Genomic DNA, 17999 nt, shown 5'->3' on the forward strand with positions numbered 1-17999 from the left:
GGGCCACGAATTTACGGGCGGAAATTGTTCAACGTGGGCGCCGTCGGCAGGGGCTCCCTGGGATGCAGTACCAGCGTGCCGCAGGGCATGCCCGCGCGACGCGTTCGGGAATCCAGACTGGCAGAAATCGGTTCAGCACGGTAAGCTTCGTCTCTAGCAAGTATACAACATGATGCGCTTTGAAAAGCCTTACGAGGTCTTGGGGCGTGAACGTCGCCAGGCCTGTTATCAAGAAATAACGACATGACAAAGAAGAAAGAAATCAGCGTTCTGCGGGTAAGTCACCTGCGCGGACCCAACATCTGGACCTATCGCCCGGTGATCGAGGCGTGGCTGGATATCGGCGCACTCGAAGATTTTCCCTCGAACCTGCTGCCCGGCCTGTACGAACGCCTGACCGCCTGGCTGCCCGGCCTGATCGAACACCGCTGCGGCGTGGGCGAGCGCGGCGGCTTCCTGGAGCGCCTGCGCGAAGGCACCTGGTCCGGCCACATCCTCGAACATGTCGTTCTCGAACTGCAAAACCTGGCCGGCATGCGCACCGGCTTCGGCAAGACCCGCTCCACCGGCCAGCTGGGGGTCTACAAGATGGCCTTCCGCACGCGCCAGGAAGAAGTTGGCCTGGCCGCGCTCGACACCGGGCGTGCCCTGCTGATGGCCGCCATCGACGACACCGCGTTCGACCTGGACGCCGCCGTCGCCACGCTCAAGGATATCGTCGACCGCCAGTGCCTGGGCCCGAGCACGGCCCACATCGTCGAAGCGGCCACCGAGCGCAAGATCCCGTTCATCCGCCTCACCGACGGCAACCTGGTGCAGCTTGGCCATGGCGCCGCCCAGCGCCGCATCTGGACCGCCGAAACCGACCGCACCAGCGCGATTGCCGAAAGCATCGCCAGCGACAAGGACCTGACCAAGACCCTGCTCAAATCGTGCGGCGTGCCGGTGCCCGAGGGCAGCCTGGTACGCAGCGCCGAGCAAGCCTGGGAAGAAGCGCAGGACATCGGACTGCCGGTGGTCGTCAAGCCCTACGACGGCAACCACGGGCGCGGCGTCTCGCTCAACCTGATGACCCAGGCCGACGTTGAAAAAGCCTACCGCCTGGCCGCGCGCAAGGGCGAGAGCGCCAGCGTCATCGTCGAGCGCTTCATCCCCGGCGACGAACACCGCCTGCTGGTGGTGGGCACGCGCATGGTCGCCGCCGCCAAGGGCGAGTCGCTCTGGGTCACCGGCGACGGCGTGGGTGACATCGTCGCCCTGGTCGACAGCCAGATCAACACCGACCCGCGCCGCGGCGTCGGCGAAGAATCGCCGCTCAACCTCGTGGCGCCGGACGTCTCCGCCGAAATCATCCTCGAACTCGAACGCCAGGGCATGAGCGCGCGCTCGGTCCCGCTGGCCGGGCAAAAAGTGCTGATCCAGCCGAACGGCAACGTCGCCATCGACGTCACCGATAAGGTGCACCCATCGATCGCCCACGCCGCCGCACTGGCCGCGCGCATCGTCGGCCTGGACATCGCCGGGATCGACCTGGTGGCCGAAGACATCACCCGCCCGCTCGACACCCAGCGCGGCGCCATCATCGAAGTCAACGCCAGTCCCGGCCTGCTGGCCCACCTCAAACCCGGCCAGGGCCAAGCGCGCCCGGTCGGCACGGCCATCATCGAGCACCTGTTCGCCGCGGGCGAAAGCGGGCGCATTCCGGTGGTCGGCGTGACCGGCACCAGGGGCACCAGCCTGATTGCGCGCCTGATCGGCTGCCTGGTGCACCTGACCGGCAAGCACACCGGCGTGGCCAGCGGCCAGGGCCTGTTCCTCGACCAGCGCCAGGTCACCGGCGACAACGCCATGACGTTCGAGGCCGGCCAGCGCCTGCTGATCAACCGCACCGTCGAAGCGGCTGTTTTTGAAAGCAACGCACGCACGATCCTGTCCGAAGGCCTGGCCTACGACAAATGCACGGTGGGCGTGGTGACCGACATGGATGGCCACGAAGCGCTGGCCGACTTCCACATCATGGATGCCGACAGCATGGCCAACGTGATGCGCACCCAGGTCGACGTGATCCTGCCCCACGGCGCGGCGGTGCTCAACGGCGCCGACGAACGTGTCGCGGCGCTGGCCGAGCTGTGCGACGGCCGCGTGATCTTCTACGCGCTCGACCCCGCACTGCCGGTGATCGTGGCGCACCGCGGCGCCGGCGAACGCGCGGTCTTCATGCGCGGCCAGGACGTGGTGCTCGGCGACGGCGCGCAGGAAACGGTGCTGTTCCAGATGTCCACGCTCAAGCCGGGCACCGCCAGGTATCCCGAAACGGTGCTGGCGGCGGTGGCGGCGGCATGGGCGCTCGACGTACCGGCGGCCCTGATCGGCGCCGGCTTGCGCACCTTCGACACGGCTGCGGACAAAGCCACCAAAGGCAAACTTTAACAACACAGCGCCCGGCCGGAAACGGCCGGGCTGCCGGCAGTGTCAACGCCCGAGGGCGCAGCGACGCACCAGCGCAACACTTAGGATGAAACGGTTTATGGAAGTATCTCGCGTACGGGCCCTGCGTGGTCCCAACCTCTGGAGCCACCACACCTCGGTCGAAGCGATCGTTGCCTGCACCATTGCCGAACAGGATATCGACGCCCTGCCCGGCTTCGAAAAGCGCCTGCGCGCGCTGTTCCCGCAAATGAGCTCCCTGCAAACGCTCGGCCACTACGACCCCATCGCCATGGCCCAGGTGCTGGAACTGGCGGCGCTGTCGCTGCAGGCGCAAGCCGGCTGCCCGGTCACCTTCAGCCGCACCACCGCCACGCCCGAAAAGGGCATCTACCAGGTCGTGGTCGAGTACTCCGAAGAAGCGGTCGGCCGCCTGGCCATGGACCTGGCCGCGCAGCTGTGCGCCGCCGCCGCCGACGATACCGCGTTCGACCTCGGCGCCGCCCTCGGGCAACTGCGCGACCTCGATGAAGACGTGCGCCTGGGCCCGAGCACCGGCGCCATCGTGCAGGCCGCCGTGGCGCGCAACATCCCGTTCCGGCGCCTGACCGACGGCAGCCTGGTCATGTTCGGCTGGGGCAGCCGCCAGCGCAAGATCCAGGCCGCTGAAATCGACAGCACCGGCGCGATTGCCGAATCGATCGCGCAAGACAAGGAACTGACCAAGAAACTGCTGCACGCGGCCGGCGTGCCGGTGCCGCTCGGCCGCGTGGCCGCCGACCCGGACGACGCCTGGGCCGCCGCGCTGGAAATCGGCCTGCCGGTCGTGATCAAACCGAAGGACGGCAACCAGGGCAAGGGCGTGACGGTCAACGTCACCACGCGCGAGCAGCTGGTGGCCGGCTACCACGCCGCCGCCGAATTTCGCGACGATATCCTGGTCGAGCGCTACCTGCCCGGCCACGACTTCCGCCTGCTCGTCATCGGCAACAAACTGATTGCCGCCGCGCGGCGCGACCCGCCGATTGTCGTCGGCGACGGCAAGCACACCGTGCGCGAACTGGTCGACCAGGTCAACCTCGACCCGCGCCGCGGCAATGGACATTCGACCTCGCTGACCAAGATCCGCTTCGACGACATCGCGCTGGCCAGCCTGGCCAAGCAAGGACTGGTGGCCGAATCGGTCGCACCCAAGGGCCAGCGCGTCATCCTGCGCAATAACGCCAACCTCTCGACCGGGGGCGCCGCCAGCGACGTCACCGACGACGTCCATCCCGAAGTGGCCGCGCGCGCGATTGCCGCCGCCCACATGGTGGGGCTGGACATCTGCGGCGTCGACCTGGTGTGCGACAGCGTGCTCAAACCGATCGAAGAGCAGAACGGCGGCATCGTCGAAGTCAACGCCGCCCCGGGCTTGCGCATGCACCTCTCGCCATCGTTCGGCAAGGGCCGTGCGGTGGGCGAAGCGATCATCTCCTCCCTGTTCGCCGACGGCGACGACGGCCGCATTCCCGTGGTGGCCGTCACCGGCACCAACGGCAAGACCACCACGGTGCGCCTGATCGCCCACCTGCTCACCGCCGGCGGCCTGCGCACCGGCATGACCAACACCGACGGCGTCTACATCGAAGGCCGGCGCATCGACAGCGGCGACTGCAGCGGCCCGCGCAGCGCGCGCAACGTGCTGCTCCATCCCGACGTCGACGCCGCCGTGTTCGAGACCGCGCGTGGCGGCATGCTGCGCGAAGGACTCGCGTTCGACCGCTGCCAGGTGGCCGTGGTCACCAACATCGGCGCGGGCGACCACCTGGGCCTGAACTACATCACCACGGTCGAAGACCTGGCGGTACTCAAGCGCGTGATCGTGCAGAACGTCGCCGACAGCGGCGTGGCGGTGTTGAACGCCAACGACCCGGTGGTGGTCGGCATGGCCAACAACTGCCGCGGCAGCGTCACCTTCTTCACCGCCGACGCCGGGCATCCGGTCATGTCGACCCACCGCGCCCAGGGTCAGCGCGTGGTCTACGTGGACGGCGGCATGCTGGTCGCCGCGCAAGGCAAGATTGAACACCGCATCGCGCTGGCCGACGTGCCGATCACGCGTGGCGGCAGCATCGGCTTCCAGGTCGATAACGTCATGGCCTCGGTCGCCGCGGCATGGGCGGTCGGCACGGCGTGGGACGACATCCGCGCCGGACTCACATCGTTCGCCAACGAGAGCGACAACGCGCCGGGGCGCTTCAACGTCTTCAGCTACCGCGGCGCGACCGTGATTGCCGACTACGGCCACAACCCGGACGCCATCCTGGCGCTGGTCGGTGCGGTGGAAAGCATGCCGGCCAAGCGGCGTTCGGTGGTGATCAGCGGCGCGGGCGACCGGCGCGACGAAGACATCCGCCAGCAGACCGAGATTCTGGGCGCCGCGTTCGACGACGTGCTGCTGTACCAGGACCAGTGCCAGCGCGGGCGGGCCGACGGCGAAGTCGTTGCGCTGCTGCGCCAGGGCCTGACGGGCGCCGTGCGCACCACGCACGTGGACGAAATCAACGGCGAGTTCGTGGCGATCGACACGGCGCTGGCGCGTCTCGGGGAAGGCGACCTGTGCCTGATCCTGATCGACCAGGTCGACGAAGCGCTGGCCCACATCGCCGGCCGCATCGCCCAAGGCTAACCCCAGCCCGTAGCCCAAGTACGTCCCCGCCTTTATTTTCCTGCGCCGTCCATCCCCGTCCCGCCCTCGCCGGCGGAGGCCGGCGTTCGCCTTGATTTTCTTATAATTTCTGAAAAGATGTGTAGTAATATTACATCGGCTCTCAGCCCATCGACAGCGGCGTCACAAAAACGACGTATCCAGGACAAGGGCGCCGCCGCACATCCCCCTCTTCAGGAGTTGCACATGCATTCTCTAGGTAGTATTACTTCACGCCTCACATCGCCTTATCAGCGCCTGCTCGGCGCCAGTTTGTGCGCCAGCCTGCTGGCCGCCTGCGGCGGTTCCGACACCACCAGCGCCCCCGCAACCCCGGCAATGACGACCGAGTCGGTCCAGCGTGCCTCGGTCTCGGTGGCGGCCGTGGCACCCGGCACCATCCGCATGCACTACCGGCGCGCCCAGCGCGACGAAGCGCAGTGGGGCGTGTATTCCTGGTCCGGCCCGGCCAAGCCCAGCGTGGAATGGATCAAGGACCGCTTCATGCTGGCCGCCAGCGACAGCTACGGCGGCTATGTCGACATCGCGGTCGACGCCACCAAAACCAGAATCGACTTCCTGCTCACCGACGGCAGCGGCAACAAGAACTGCGCCAGCGACCAGGCCGGCGATTTCGCGCCGGACATCGCCGCCCGCGGCCAGGAAGCCTGGCTGCTCGAAGGCGACTGCAAGGTCTACAGCAGCGCTCCGGCAATCAGCTTCGGCAACCTGGCCAGCGCCGCCGCGCACTGGCTCTCGCCCGATACTTTGGTGTGGCCGGGCACGCCCGCCGGGGGCAGCTACAAGCTGTTCTACGCGGCCAACGGCGGCCTCGGTTCCGCACCAGGCGGCGTTACCGGCGCCGATGGCAGCATCGACCTGCGCGTGGCCGGCGCCCTGACGCCGGCGCTGCAAGCGAAGTATCCGCACCTGGCCGCGTCCACCGCGCTGACGGTATCGAGCGCCGACGTGGCCGGCCTGCCCGCCAAGGTCAGCGGCCAGTTCGCCATCGCCCAGTTCGACGCGGCGGGCAAGCTGGTACAGGTCACGTCCCTGCAAACGAGCGGCCTGCTCGACGCCCTGTTCGCCCCGGCCGCCGCCAACAGCGCGCTCGGCGCCACATTCAGCCGGGCCGGCGTGCCGACCTTCCGCGTGTGGGCGCCGACCGCCAAATCGGTCGCGCTCAATGTGTACGCGAACGCCGGCACGGCCAGCGCAACGACCGTGCCGATGACGCGCGACGGCGCCAGCGGCGTGTGGCACTACACCGCCCCCAACGCCGCCTGGACCAACCGCGCTTACTACACCTACACGGTCAATGTGCTGTCGCGCTGGGCCAATAACACGGTGGTGAGCAACGTGGTCACCGATCCGTACTCACTGAGCCTGAACGCCAACGGCCAGCGCAGCTTCATCGCAAACCTCGACAGCGCCGCGCTCAAACCGTTCGGCTGGGATTATCATCCGATTCCGCGCCTGGAGCATCCGACCGATATCTCCCTGTACGAACTGCAGGTGCGCGATTTCAGCGCCAGCGACATGACGGTGCCGGCCCACCATCGCGGCAAATTCCTCGCCTTCACCGACGTGCACTCGAACGGCATGCGCCACCTGCGCGCGCTGCAGCGCGCCGGCATGAGCCACATCCACCTGCTGCCAAGTTTCGACATCGCCAGCGTCAACGAAACCGGCTGCGCCACGCCGGCCATTCCCAACGCCGCCGCCAACGCCGAGGCGCAGCAGGCCGCGGTGGCGGCCGCCGGCGACAGCGACTGCTTCAACTGGGGCTACGATCCGGTCCATTACAGCGCGCCCGATGGCAGCTTCGCGACCGATGCCAACGACGGCGCGGTGCGCGTGCGCGAGTTCCGCGCGATGGTCAAGTCGCTCCACGAACAAGGCTTGCGCGTGACGATGGACGTGGTCTACAACCACACCAGCGGCTCGCAGCAAGGCCCGCTGTCGGTGCTCGACAAGATCGTGCCGGCGTACTACTACCGCCTCAACCCGAGCGGCGGCATCATCAACGACAGCTGCTGCGCCGACACCGCCGCCGAAAACGCGATGATGGCCAAGCTGATGATCGATTCGGTCGTCACCTGGGCCACCGACTACAAGGTCGACAGCTTCCGCTTCGATATCATGGGCATGGCGCCGCTGTCGGTCCTCACGAAGCTGAAGGCGACGGTCGACCGCGCCGCCAAGCGCGAGATCTACCTGTACGGCGAAGCCTGGAACTTCGGCGTGGTCGGCAACGACGCGCGCTTCGTGCAGGCGCGCCAGGCCAATATGTTCGGCAGCGGCATCGGCTCGTTCAACGACCGCCTGCGCGATGCCGTGCGTGGCGGCGGCTGCTGCGATGGCGGGGCCGATCTGATCAGCCAGCAAGGCTTCATCAATGGCGCCTTTTATGACCCGAATGCGACCAGCACCCAAACCAGGGACGACCTGCTGCGCCTGGGCGACTTGATCAAGGTGGGCTTGTCGGGCACCCTGCGCGACTACAGCTTTACCGACCGCACGGGTGTCGTGCGCAAGAATGCGGACATCGATTATTTCGGGCAGAAGGCGGGGTTTGCGGCCAGCCCGGCCGAGACCATCAACTACGTCGAAGCGCACGACAACCAGACCCTGTTCGACCTGAACGCCTTCAAGCTGCCGCAGGCGACCACCCTGGCCGAGCGGGTGCGCGTGCAGAACCTGGGCGCGGCGATCAACATGCTGTCGCAGGGCGTGCCCTTCTTCCACGCGGGGCAGGAAATCCTGAGGTCGAAGTCGCTCGACCGCGACAGCTACAACGCGGGCGACTGGTTCAACCGCCTCGACTTTTCATACCAGTCGAATAACTTCGGCGTCGGTTTGCCGATGGCGGGCGTGAACAAGGCCAACTGGGAACTGATGTCCCCGATCCTGGCCAATGCGCTGATCAAGCCCGATACGGCGGCGATAGTATCGGCGCGCGACACCTTCCTCGACCTGCTGGAGATACGCAACGACACTACCCTGTTCCGCCTGCGCAGCGCCAGGGATGTGAGCGAGCGGCTCAGGTTCCACAACGTGGGGCCGCAGCAGAGTGCCGGCTTGATCGCGATGAGCATCGACGGGCGCCGTTATCCGGGCGCCAAATACGGCAGCGTGGTGACCTTCTTTAACGTCGACAAGGTCGCGAAGACCATCACGATCGATGAACTCAAGGGGCGCAGGCTGGCAGTGCACAAGGTGCAGCGCAAGTCCGACAACGACCGGCTCGCCAGGACGGCAACGTACGAGCGCACCAGCGGCACCTTCAGCATCCCGCCACGCACGACGGTGGTGTTCGTGGAGAATGGGGCGTTCTGGCAAAACGACGACTGAGCCGGCTGGCAGTGTTGCCTAACCGGGGTCAGACCTCCGACTAGAAATGTTTTTTGTTTCGAATCGGAGGTCTGACCCCGGTTAGGAAACACATGCGCCGAAAAACCCCGCCGATACCAAGATCGGTATCGGCCACGGCAAAAACATGATTGGAGCAATTTCTGCGTGTCCCCTATGATTCGGGCAAATAATGCCTAACCGGGGTCAGACCTCCGACTAGAAATGTTTTTTGTTTCGAATCGGAGGTCTGACCCCGGTTAGGAAACACATGCGCCGAAAAAACCCGCCGATACCAAGATCGGTATCGGCCACCGCAAAAACATGATTGGAGCAATTTCTGCGTGTCCCCTATGATTCGGGCAAATAAGAGCATTTAGCTCAATAACAATCATCGGAGACCCATGAATAATCCCGCCCCCGCCAGCGGCCGTGCCCGCACGGCCCGTCCAATCGTCCTCAAATCCCTGGTCGCGTCCCTGCTTGGTGCCGGCATGCTCAGTCACGTCTCGGTCGCCGCCCAAGAAGCCCTGCCCGTTGCCGCCGATACCGCCGTCGTCACCGTCAGCGGCGTGCGCAAGGCCGCTCAAAGCGCGCAAACGATCAAGAAGAACGCCGACCAGGTAGTCGATTCCATCGTCGCCGACGATATCGGCAAGTTCCCCGACAAGAACGTGGCCGAAATCCTGCAGCGCGTCCCCGGCGTGCAGGTCACGCGCGGCGGCGGCGAAGCCGGCACGGTGATCATCCGCGGCCTGGGCGGCGTGGTCGCCCTCCTCAACGGCCGCGAATTTTTCTCCGACACCAGCCGCAGCCTGTACCTGTCCGATGTGCCGGCCTCCATGCTGCAGCGGATCGATGTCTACAAGACCCAGGGTGGCGACCTGCCCGAAGGCGGCACCGCCGGCGTGATCGACGTGCGCACCAACCGCCCTTTCGACTTCAAGGGTCGGCAGGTCAACCTGAACGCGCGCGTGGAGAACCGCGACAAGGCCAGGACCAATAATCCCGACGTGAGCGCGATGCTCAGCGACCGCTGGAAAACCGGCATCGGCGAAGTCGGTGCGCTGCTTGGCTTGTCGTACCAGCGCGGGCGCTACCACGATGAAGTGGCATTCGCCGGCTTTCCGATCCCGATCGACAATGGCGTGACCGGCGCCGAAAACTTCGGCCGCTTCATGGGCAACGGCGACCGCAAGCGCGAAGCGGGTAACTTCGCACTGCAATGGCGTCCGGGCCCGGCCGTGGAAGTGTTTGCCGAAGGCTTTCGCACGAATATCGACCACCGCTTCCAGAACAATTTCATGATCGGCTTCCCGCCGCACTTCGCCGGCGCGACCATCACGACCAAGCCGGGCACGAACAATCTCGACACCATCACGCGCCTGAACCAGGATGCGCCGGGCTTCTCGTCGACCCAGGCTTACCAGCACGATGTAACGAACGAACAGGTGGCCGTCGGTGCGCGCTGGGATGCCACGCCCAATCTGCGCTTGACCACGGAAGTGGCGCGCACCGCCAGCTACTTCAAGGAGCGGCGCGTGATTTTCGACTTCGATTACACGGCGCGCGGCTTCGTGGGCGCGGTGCGCTCGGGCGGCGGCTACCTGGACTTCCCGGGCACGAACATGGAAGACCCGGACGACGCGAAATTCCGTGTGCGCGGCGGCACCGACATCGCCAACGCGCGCCAGGGCACGTCGAACGACTGGCGCGGCGATGTGGTCTACGACGCCAGCGAGAACGGCGTGCTCGGTTTTGTGAAGGAACTGTCCGGCGGCGTGCGCCTGGCCGAGCGCAAGGCGTCGTCGCGCGGCATCCGCGACATGTGGTACGCCAACAGTCCGCAAAACGGGGTGGCGGCGAGCCGCTTTCCGGGCCTGTGGACGCTGTCGGCGCCGACCGGCGGCAATTATGGCGTGAACCGCTACGTGGTGGCCGACCATAACTACATCCTCGACAACACCGACGTCGTGCGCACCATCCTGACCGGCTCGCCCACGCAGCTGGAAGACAATCCGCTGTCGTACTACAGCGACGTGGAGCGTACCTCGGCCTTGTACGCGAAGGCCAAGTTCGGTTTCCATATGGGCGTGCCGATCAGCGGCGTGGTGGGTGCACGCGTGGTGCGCACCGAGCAGACGCTCAAGGGCAATTCGTCCATCGTCGGCGTGATCGCGCCGGTGTCGGTCGATACCAGCCGCACCGATGTGCTGCCGAGCCTGGCGCTGCGCGCGGATCTGACGCCAACCCTGGTGGCGCGCCTGATCAGCGGCCGCGCGGTCGAGCGGCCGGCGTTTGTCGATTACAATCCGGCGCTGCGGCTGACCGAAGGGGTGGCGGCGACGCCGACCACGTCGGGCATCGTCGGCACCGGCGTGGCGGGCAATCCGAATCTGCGGCCGACCAGGTCGGACAATATCGACGTGGCGCTGGAGTGGTACTTCGCGCCAACCGGTTCCTTGACCGGAACGATTTTCCAGCACAAGTTCACCGACCGTTCGGTGGAAAAGGCGGCGCGCGAAATCGTCAACGGCCGCGAGTACGATGTGACGCGCCGCTACAACCTGGCCAAGGCCAACCTGGAAGGCGCCGAGATGAGTTACCGGCAGTTCTACGACTTCCTGCCGGGGATGCTGGGCGGACTGGGGCTGGAGGCGAACTTCACTTACATCACCGGCAAGCAGACCAATCCGGACGGGCGCGAGTCGGCCTTCCTGGGGATGTCGAAGACCTCGTATAACCTGGTGGGGCTGTATGAGAAGGAGGCGTGGTCGGCGCGCCTGGCGTACAACTGGCGCTCGAAGTTTACGGCCGAGGAACGCTATCGGGGCAACGACAAGCTGGACTTGTATGTGGCGCCGCTGCGCTCGCTCGACGGGTCGCTGTCGTACCGGATCAGCAAGCAGCTGACCGTGACGCTGGATGGGAATAATCTGCTGGACCAGCCGTATCACGATTACTTCAACAAGGACCCGGGCCTGGTGCGCGATACACGCCGTTACGACCGGGCGGTGGGCTTGGCGCTGCATTACAAGTACTAAGCTTTGCTCCCCCGTCGTTCCCGCCTTGGCGCGGGAACGACGGTTTGATGGGTTTTGGCAGCCACCAACCACGCCGCAATCGGCACAATCCCCTATCATCCAGCGGCTCCCTCGGGCAGCATTCCTCCCGCAATGGTAAGCTCTTGTTTTTTGATAAACACGCATCGCGGTCCCTTGCGAGCCACGCAGAAAGCTTCCATGAAACAGAACTATATCAACGGCGCCTGGGTCGACGGCGCTTCGTCGTCCGCCAACATCAATCCCTCGAACACGAACGACATCATCGGCCACTACGCCCAGGCCGACGCGCAGCAGGCCGAGCTGGCGATCGCCGCCGCCGCTGCCGCCGCGCCCGGCTGGGCACTGTCCAACATCCAGATACGCGCCGATGCGCTCGACAAGATCGGCAGCGAAATCCTGGCCCGCAAAGAAGAGCTCGGCACCCTGCTCTCGCGCGAAGAAGGCAAGACCCGTCCGGAAGGCATCGGCGAAGTCGCCCGCGCCGGCGCCATCTTCAAATTCTTCGCCCAGGAATGCCTGCGCCTGCGCGGCGACAAGCTGCCGTCCGTGCGCCCGAACCTCGATGTGGAAGTCACGCGCGAGCCGGTCGGCGTGGTCGGGATCATCGCGCCGTGGAACTTCCCGATCGCCATCCCGTCCTGGAAAATCGCACCGGCGCTGGCCTACGGCAACTGCGTGCTGATCAAGCCGGCCGAACTGGTGCCGGCCAGCGTCTGGGCCCTGACCGACATCATCAGCCGCGCCGGCCTGCCGCCGGGCGTGTTCAACCTGGTGATGGGCCGCGGCAGCGTGGTCGGCCAGGCTTTCCTGCATGACCGCAGGGTCAACGCCATCAGCTTCACCGGCTCGGCCGCAACCGGCGCCAAGGTGGCATCCGCCGCCATCGGCCGCATGGCCAAGGTGCAGATCGAAATGGGCGGCAAGAATCCGCTGATCGTCCTCAACGACGCCGACCTGGCCACCGCCGTCAACTGCGCGGTGCAGGGCTCGTTCTTCTCGACCGGCCAGCGCTGCACGGCGTCGAGCCGCCTGATCGTCGAAAAAGGCATCTACCCGGCCTTCGTGGCCGCCATGCGCGAGAAGCTGGCCACGTTGACGGTGGGCGACGCGCTCGGCGCCGGCGTCGACATCGGCCCGGTGGTCGACCAGAGCCAGCTCGACCAGGACATGGAATACATCGGCATCGGCCGCGAGGAAGGCGCGACCCTGGCCTTCGGCGGCGAGCGCGTGGAATGCGCGACGCCGGGCTTCTTCCTGCGCCCTGCCCTGTTTACCGACTGCAGCAACGACATGCGCATCAGCCGCGAAGAAATCTTTGGCCCGGTCGGCATGGTGATTCCGGCCGACAGCTACGAGCACGCGCTGGCGATGGCCAACGATACCGAGTTCGGCCTGGCCAGCGGCATCGTCACCACCTCGCTCAAGTACGCAACCCACTTCAAGCGCCACGCCGAAGCGGGCATGGTGATGGTCAACGTGCCGACCGCCGGCGTCGACTACCACGTGCCGTTCGGCGGACGCAAAGGGTCGAGCTACGGCTCGCGCGAACAGGGCACTTACGCGGCCGAGTTCTTTACCACGGTCAAGACCGCTTACTGCGGCGTGTAACAAGCTTCTGCGCTGCCCTTGCGCGCGGCCTGGCCGCCGTGACGGGCATTGCTTACCGGGCAAACGGCAGTGCGGCCGTGCCGTGCGGCCCGCTGCTCGACACCGTGCGGTTGGCGCCCACGCCAGTGGCGCGGTGCGCGGCAAAGCCGACCATGCACAGGCCAAGGAGCAGCACCGCATAGGTGTCGGGCTCGGGCACGGCGCTGGTCGGATCGAGCCGCAAGGCGTAGCACTGGCCATCCTTGCAGCCGGTGGCGGCGATCTGCTGCAGGTCGTTGATGGCGCGCGCCTCCTGCAACACCCAGCCGGCGGCGGGATCGATCAGCGTGTTCAGGTCGCGCAGGGCGCCGTTTTCGTACAGAAAAGCGCGCTGCACGCTGTCGCTGTTGCCTTCGCCAACGATCTGGCCAAGGTTATTGATGTCGAAAGCCGTGCTGCCGGCTTCCTTGCCGCCCAGGGTGCCGAGGTCGGTCATCACACCGTTGACATACAGGAAGGCATGCCGGATCGCGTGGCCGGATGGATACTCCTCCATGCTGCCGGCGCCGCCCACGACTGCGCCGTGGTCGTTGATAGCATGACCCTCGCTGTACAGCCCACCCAGGGTTCCCAGATCGGTCATCTTCCCGCCGCTGTACAGAATGGCGTGGTAGGGATGTTCGGGACCGCCATCGGTGCTGACCGAGGACAGCCCGGTGACCTGGCCGGCATTGTTGATGTCCCGCGCGCGGCTCATATCGCCGTTGGGCAAGGTGCCGATGTTGCGCATCACGCCGCCGGACATCACGAATGCCCGCTCCAGGTTCCATTCGTCCGGATTGCCGGTGCTGGCGCTGCCGACGATATCGCCCTGGTTATTGACGCCGTAGCCTCTGCTGTACATGCCGCCCAGCGTACCGAGATCGCGCATGGCGCCATTGGCGTAGCTGAACGCGCGATCCTCGCCGGCGCGGTTGGCCGAGAAACCCACCACCATGGCGCTGTCGCTGAGGGCGCTGGCGAAGGTATCGCCCCCGAGGGAACCCAGATCGAGCGGTGCGCCGCCGGTGTTGAGGAAGCCACGCATGGCACCGCTGCTGTCGGTATAGGCGCCGAGCACGTGACCGCTCAGGTTGATGTCGCGCGCGCTGCTGCCGGCGACGCCGACCGTGGTGACGCTGTAGCGCGGCGCCGCCGGGGCTGCCGGGGCTGCCAGCGGCAGCGTGAGGGCGGCGATCAGGACCAGTCTGAAGCAATGCCAGGGGATGAACATGGAAGACTCCTTGACGGAAATCGGATGGGTTCGATGACCACGAACCCGGCCCGGGCGATCGCAAAGTGGCGTGCGCATGGCCCGCTTCAAGAATAGGCCGGTGAATGCACGCGCGTCTGCGCCACGTCACGCAGCGGCGGCACGAACATGCCGTCTCGCTTGCGGAAAAACCGGTACGGCGGGCAGTTGCATTTCCTGAGCAAAAGTTCATTGGCGAGGGACGGCCCCGTTCGCAGGCGCAAAAAAACCGCCCGGTTTCAAGCCGGGCGGTTTTTAGGGGAAGCGAGGCGCGACTGAGATCAGGCTGCCAGCGCTACTTCCTCTTCATTGGCAACACTGCTCACCACCGGTTGGCGAATCAGGTAGTCGAACGCACTGAGCGCGGCTTTCGATCCTTCGCCGGCGGCGACGACAATTTGCTTGTACGGCACCGTGGTCACATCGCCGGCGGCAAACACGCCCGGCACACTGGTGTGGCATTTGGCATCGACGACGATCTCGCCGTACTTGCTCAGCTCCAAAGTCCCTTTCAGGAATTCGGTATTCGGCACCAGGCCGATTTGCACGAACACGCCTTCCAGCGCCACGTGATGCGCCGTATCGGTGGCACGGTCCTTGTAGCCCAGGCCATTGACCTTTTGGCCGTCACCGGTAATCTCGGTGGTCTGGGCATTCACGTGGATGGTGACGTTGGAGAGGCTCTTGAGCTTGTTGACCAGGACCGCGTCAGCCTTGAGCGCATCGGCAAACTCGACCAGGGTCACGTGCTGGACGATGCCGGCCAGGTCGATGGCCGCTTCCACGCCCGAGTTGCCGCCGCCAATCACCGCCACGCGCTTGCCTTTGAACAAGGGGCCGTCGCAATGCGGGCAGTACGCCACGCCCTTGTTCTTGTACTCGGCTTCGCCGGGCACGTTCACATTGCGCCAGCGCGCGCCGGTCGAGACGATCACGCTGCGGGCCTTGAGCACGCCGCCGTTTTGCATGTGCACTTCGACCAGGCCACCCGGCGTGGCGGCGGGAACGATGCGCTCGGCCCGCTGCAGGTTCATGATGTCGACTTCATAGTGCCGGACCTGCGCCTCGAGGGCGGCGGCGAATGTGGGGCCGTCCGTTTCCAGCACCGAGATATAGTTTTCGATGGCCATGGTGTCGTTGACCTGGCCGCCGAAGCGCTCCGCCGCCACGCCGACACGGATGCCTTTGCGTGCCGCGTACACCGCTGCCGCCGCGCCGGCCGGGCCGCCGCCGACGATCAGCATGTCGAAGGCGGATTTTTGATTGAGCTTTTTGGCTTCGCGTTCAGCCGAGTTCACGTCGAGCCTGGCGACGAGTTCTTCCACGGTCATATGACCGGAAGTAAACATGCTGTCATTCTTGAAGACCATCGGGACCGCCATCACCTGGCGCGTCTCGACTTCCGACGGGAACAAACCACCGTCGATGATCACGGTGCGGATCTTCGGATTGAAGACCGCCATCAGCGTCGCTGCCTGCACCACGTCGGGGCAATTGTGGCAGGACAGGGACATATAGACGTCGAAATCCATGGCTTCGTCGAGCGCCTTGATGGCCTCGATCACTTCGGGTTCGACTTTCGGCGGATGGCCGCCGGTCCACAGCAGGGCCAGCACCAGCGAGGTGAATTCATGGCCGAGCGGAATGGCGGCGAAGCGCACGCCGTGGGTCTCGCCTTCGCGGGCGATCACAAACGAGGGCTTGCGGCTATCGGTGCCCGACTCGTCGACACTGACTTTATCGGACAGGCTGCTGATCTCGGCCAGCAGTTCACGCAGCTCGGCACTTTTTTCGCTGTGATCGAGCGTTGCGATGAGACGAATCGGCGCGCGCAGGTTGTGCAAATAGCCTTGCAACTGAGTTTTGAGGGTGGCGTCAAGCATGTTGATATCCGTAAGAAAGTGCCTTGAATTAAATCCGGGAACCGTCGGGCTGGTTCCCGGTGCAGGGAAGGAAGCGCAAGGCGCCGCTCCTTCCCTGTTTACAACAACTTAGATCTTGCCGACCAGGTCCAGCGATGGGGTCAGGGTCTTCGCGCCTTCGTTCCACTTGGCCGGGCACACCTGGCCTGGGTTGGCGGCAACGAACTGGGCAGCCTTGAGCTTGCGCAGGGTTTCCTTGACATCGCGGGCGATGGCGTTGTCATGGATTTCCAGGGTCTTGATGACGCCTTCCGGATTGATGATGAAGGTGCCGCGCAACGCCAGGCCTTCTTCTTCGATGTGCACGCCGAACGCGCGGGTCAGCGTGTGGGTTGGATCGCCAACCAGCGGGAACTTGGCCTGGCCGACGGCAGGCGAGGTTTCGTGCCAGACTTTGTGCGAGAAGTGGGTGTCGGTGGTGACGATGTACACTTCCGAGTTAGCTTTCTGGAATTCGGCGTAGTTCTGGGCCGCATCTTCGACTTCGGTTGGGCAGTTGAAGGTGAACGCGGCAGGCATGAAAATCACGACCGACCACTTGCCCTTCATCGACTCGTTCGAGACTTCAACAAATTTGCCGTTGTGGAAAGCTTGGGTTTTGAAAACCGGAATTTGCGTATTGATCAGCGACATGGGTATCCTCGTGCGTGAATTTTGTGGGTTAAGAAAAACTATCGAATGAGAAGCTCTCATTGGTTATTATGATACGACAAGATGGGCTGAGCACCTCATTGTTTGTATTAATGAGGGTCATTGGGAATTTTGTTTGGCAGGGGCCAGTGAACGGGTGGAAATCGTATTTTCCCCGTCGTTGAGGGCGCGGTTGGTCGCGTGTGCCGGCATGTCCATGCTAGTATCGACCCATGAAACCTTCCCAGGCTCTCTGTCTTTACCGCGAAGACCTTCGCGCCCTTGCGCTGGAGCGAGGCTTGGTGGAGGTGCGCGTGTTCGGTTCAACCGCGAGAGGCGAGGACCGGGAAGATAGCGATCTTGACCTTCTGTTAACGGTCGATGCAGCTGGTACTTTGTTTCCTGCGATGGGATTCATTCTGGAAGCGCAACGCAGATTTCCTGGTGTTGCCATTGACGCGGTCACGAACATCATGGCCCGGCCGGAGATTCTCAACGCTGCAATGCGTGAAGGATTCTTGTTGTGAGCAGCCCCGTGCTCAAAGCGAAATCACGGATCGCGGACGCTCTCAACGCGGTGGATTTGGTCGAACAGCGATTGAAAAATGTATCCCAATCTACATTAGCTGGCGAGAGCATTCTGCTTGACGCATGCGCATACCGGATTGGCGTGATCGGGGAAGCGATCAGCTATGCAAAGACATTTGCGCCAACCGTCTTCGCCAAAAACGCACCCAGAAGTTTTTCATGGGACGAGGTCGTCGCACTAAGAAACCACCTCTACCATGATTACAATATGGTCACTGCTCAGGCGGTGCTAATGTTCGCGAAATCGCTTGCCGAGCTGAGGCTCGCCTTGGCAAACGCGCAAGGTGCACTCTAGCCTGGGCATGTTCCGCCGCGGTTGTCTTCTCAAGACCGGACCGAGTTTTTCAACGCGATGCGACACGAATGAATTGCCCTGCGCAAGCAAAAAGCCGCCCGATGTGACCCGGGCGGCTTGCGAAAAGTCAGAGCGGGTGCTCCACCACTCCGGA

Annotated in this window: 10 protein-coding genes; 7 read left to right on the forward strand and 3 right to left on the reverse strand. The window is 64.7% G+C overall.

What is annotated here, in order from left to right; all coding sequences use genetic code 11:
* The first annotated feature begins 243 nt into the window (after positions 1 to 243).
* From RBA41_RS23195 to RBA41_RS23215, 5 genes are all read left to right on the forward strand, one after another.
* On the forward strand, positions 244 to 2430 hold the full coding sequence (locus RBA41_RS23195; protein ID WP_306626606.1) for a cyanophycin synthetase: 2187 nt from the start codon (positions 244 to 246) through the stop codon (positions 2428 to 2430).
* Between the two features lie 97 nt (positions 2431 to 2527).
* Complete coding sequence (cphA, locus tag RBA41_RS23200) at positions 2528 to 5098, forward strand: cyanophycin synthetase (protein WP_306626607.1); 2571 nt, start codon at positions 2528 to 2530, stop codon at positions 5096 to 5098.
* Between the two features lie 225 nt (positions 5099 to 5323).
* Complete coding sequence (locus RBA41_RS23205) at positions 5324 to 8470, forward strand: alpha-1,6-glucosidase domain-containing protein (RefSeq protein ID WP_306626608.1); 3147 nt, start codon at positions 5324 to 5326, stop codon at positions 8468 to 8470.
* Between the two features lie 401 nt (positions 8471 to 8871).
* A complete protein-coding gene (locus tag RBA41_RS23210; RefSeq protein ID WP_306626609.1) occupies positions 8872 to 11511 on the forward strand; it encodes a TonB-dependent receptor in 2640 nt (879 codons plus the stop codon).
* A gap of 198 nt (positions 11512 to 11709) precedes the next feature.
* Positions 11710 to 13140, forward strand: a complete 1431-nt coding sequence (locus RBA41_RS23215) for an aldehyde dehydrogenase family protein (RefSeq protein WP_306626610.1) — start codon at positions 11710 to 11712, stop codon at positions 13138 to 13140.
* A 52-nt stretch (positions 13141 to 13192) separates the two neighbouring features.
* Here the strand turns inward: RBA41_RS23215 and RBA41_RS23220 are convergent, their stop codons facing one another.
* From RBA41_RS23220 to ahpC, 3 genes are all read right to left on the reverse strand, one after another.
* Positions 13193 to 14392: a DUF3466 family protein gene (locus RBA41_RS23220; RefSeq protein ID WP_306626611.1), complete on the reverse strand. Its 1200-nt coding sequence runs from the start codon at positions 14390 to 14392 to the stop codon at positions 13193 to 13195.
* A 299-nt stretch (positions 14393 to 14691) separates the two neighbouring features.
* Complete coding sequence (gene ahpF, locus RBA41_RS23225; protein WP_306626612.1) at positions 14692 to 16293, reverse strand: alkyl hydroperoxide reductase subunit F; 1602 nt, start codon at positions 16291 to 16293, stop codon at positions 14692 to 14694.
* Positions 16294 to 16401: 108 nt separating this feature from the next.
* Positions 16402 to 16965, reverse strand: coding sequence for an alkyl hydroperoxide reductase subunit C (gene ahpC, locus RBA41_RS23230; RefSeq protein WP_306626613.1), 564 nt, complete (start codon positions 16963 to 16965; stop codon positions 16402 to 16404).
* 230 nt (positions 16966 to 17195) lie between these two features.
* On the opposite strand from ahpC, the gene RBA41_RS23235 reads away from it, so the two are divergent.
* Together RBA41_RS23235 and RBA41_RS23240 are read left to right on the forward strand one after the other, a co-directional pair.
* Positions 17196 to 17489 (forward strand): nucleotidyltransferase family protein, encoded by a 294-nt coding sequence (locus RBA41_RS23235; protein WP_306626614.1) that lies wholly within the window; start codon positions 17196 to 17198, stop codon positions 17487 to 17489.
* A complete protein-coding gene (locus RBA41_RS23240; protein WP_306626615.1) occupies positions 17486 to 17845 on the forward strand; it encodes a ribonuclease HepT family protein in 360 nt (119 codons plus the stop codon). Before RBA41_RS23235 ends, RBA41_RS23240 begins: the two co-directional genes overlap by 4 nt.
* Positions 17846 to 17999: the final 154 nt, after the last annotated feature.

The organism is Massilia scottii, assembly GCF_030846495.1.
In the GTDB taxonomy this organism is placed as follows: domain Bacteria; phylum Pseudomonadota; class Gammaproteobacteria; order Burkholderiales; family Burkholderiaceae_D; genus Telluria_A; species Telluria_A violaceinigra.

Bases quoted from the DNA above. Each gene is read 5' to 3' on its own strand.
- RBA41_RS23195 (WP_306626606.1), top strand. From the start codon at position 244: ATGACAAAGAAGAAAGAAATCAGCGTTCTGCGGGTAAGTCACCTGCGC.
- cphA (WP_306626607.1), top strand. From the start codon at position 2,528: ATGGAAGTATCTCGCGTACGGGCCCTGCGTGGTCCCAACCTCTGGAGC.
- RBA41_RS23205 (WP_306626608.1), top strand. From the start codon at position 5,324: ATGCATTCTCTAGGTAGTATTACTTCACGCCTCACATCGCCTTATCAG.
- RBA41_RS23210 (WP_306626609.1), top strand. From the start codon at position 8,872: ATGAATAATCCCGCCCCCGCCAGCGGCCGTGCCCGCACGGCCCGTCCA.
- RBA41_RS23215 (WP_306626610.1), top strand. From the start codon at position 11,710: ATGAAACAGAACTATATCAACGGCGCCTGGGTCGACGGCGCTTCGTCG.
- RBA41_RS23220 (WP_306626611.1), bottom strand. From the start codon at position 14,392: ATGTTCATCCCCTGGCATTGCTTCAGACTGGTCCTGATCGCCGCCCTC.
- ahpF (WP_306626612.1), bottom strand. From the start codon at position 16,293: ATGCTTGACGCCACCCTCAAAACTCAGTTGCAAGGCTATTTGCACAAC.
- ahpC (WP_306626613.1), bottom strand. From the start codon at position 16,965: ATGTCGCTGATCAATACGCAAATTCCGGTTTTCAAAACCCAAGCTTTC.
- RBA41_RS23235 (WP_306626614.1), top strand. From the start codon at position 17,196: ATGAAACCTTCCCAGGCTCTCTGTCTTTACCGCGAAGACCTTCGCGCC.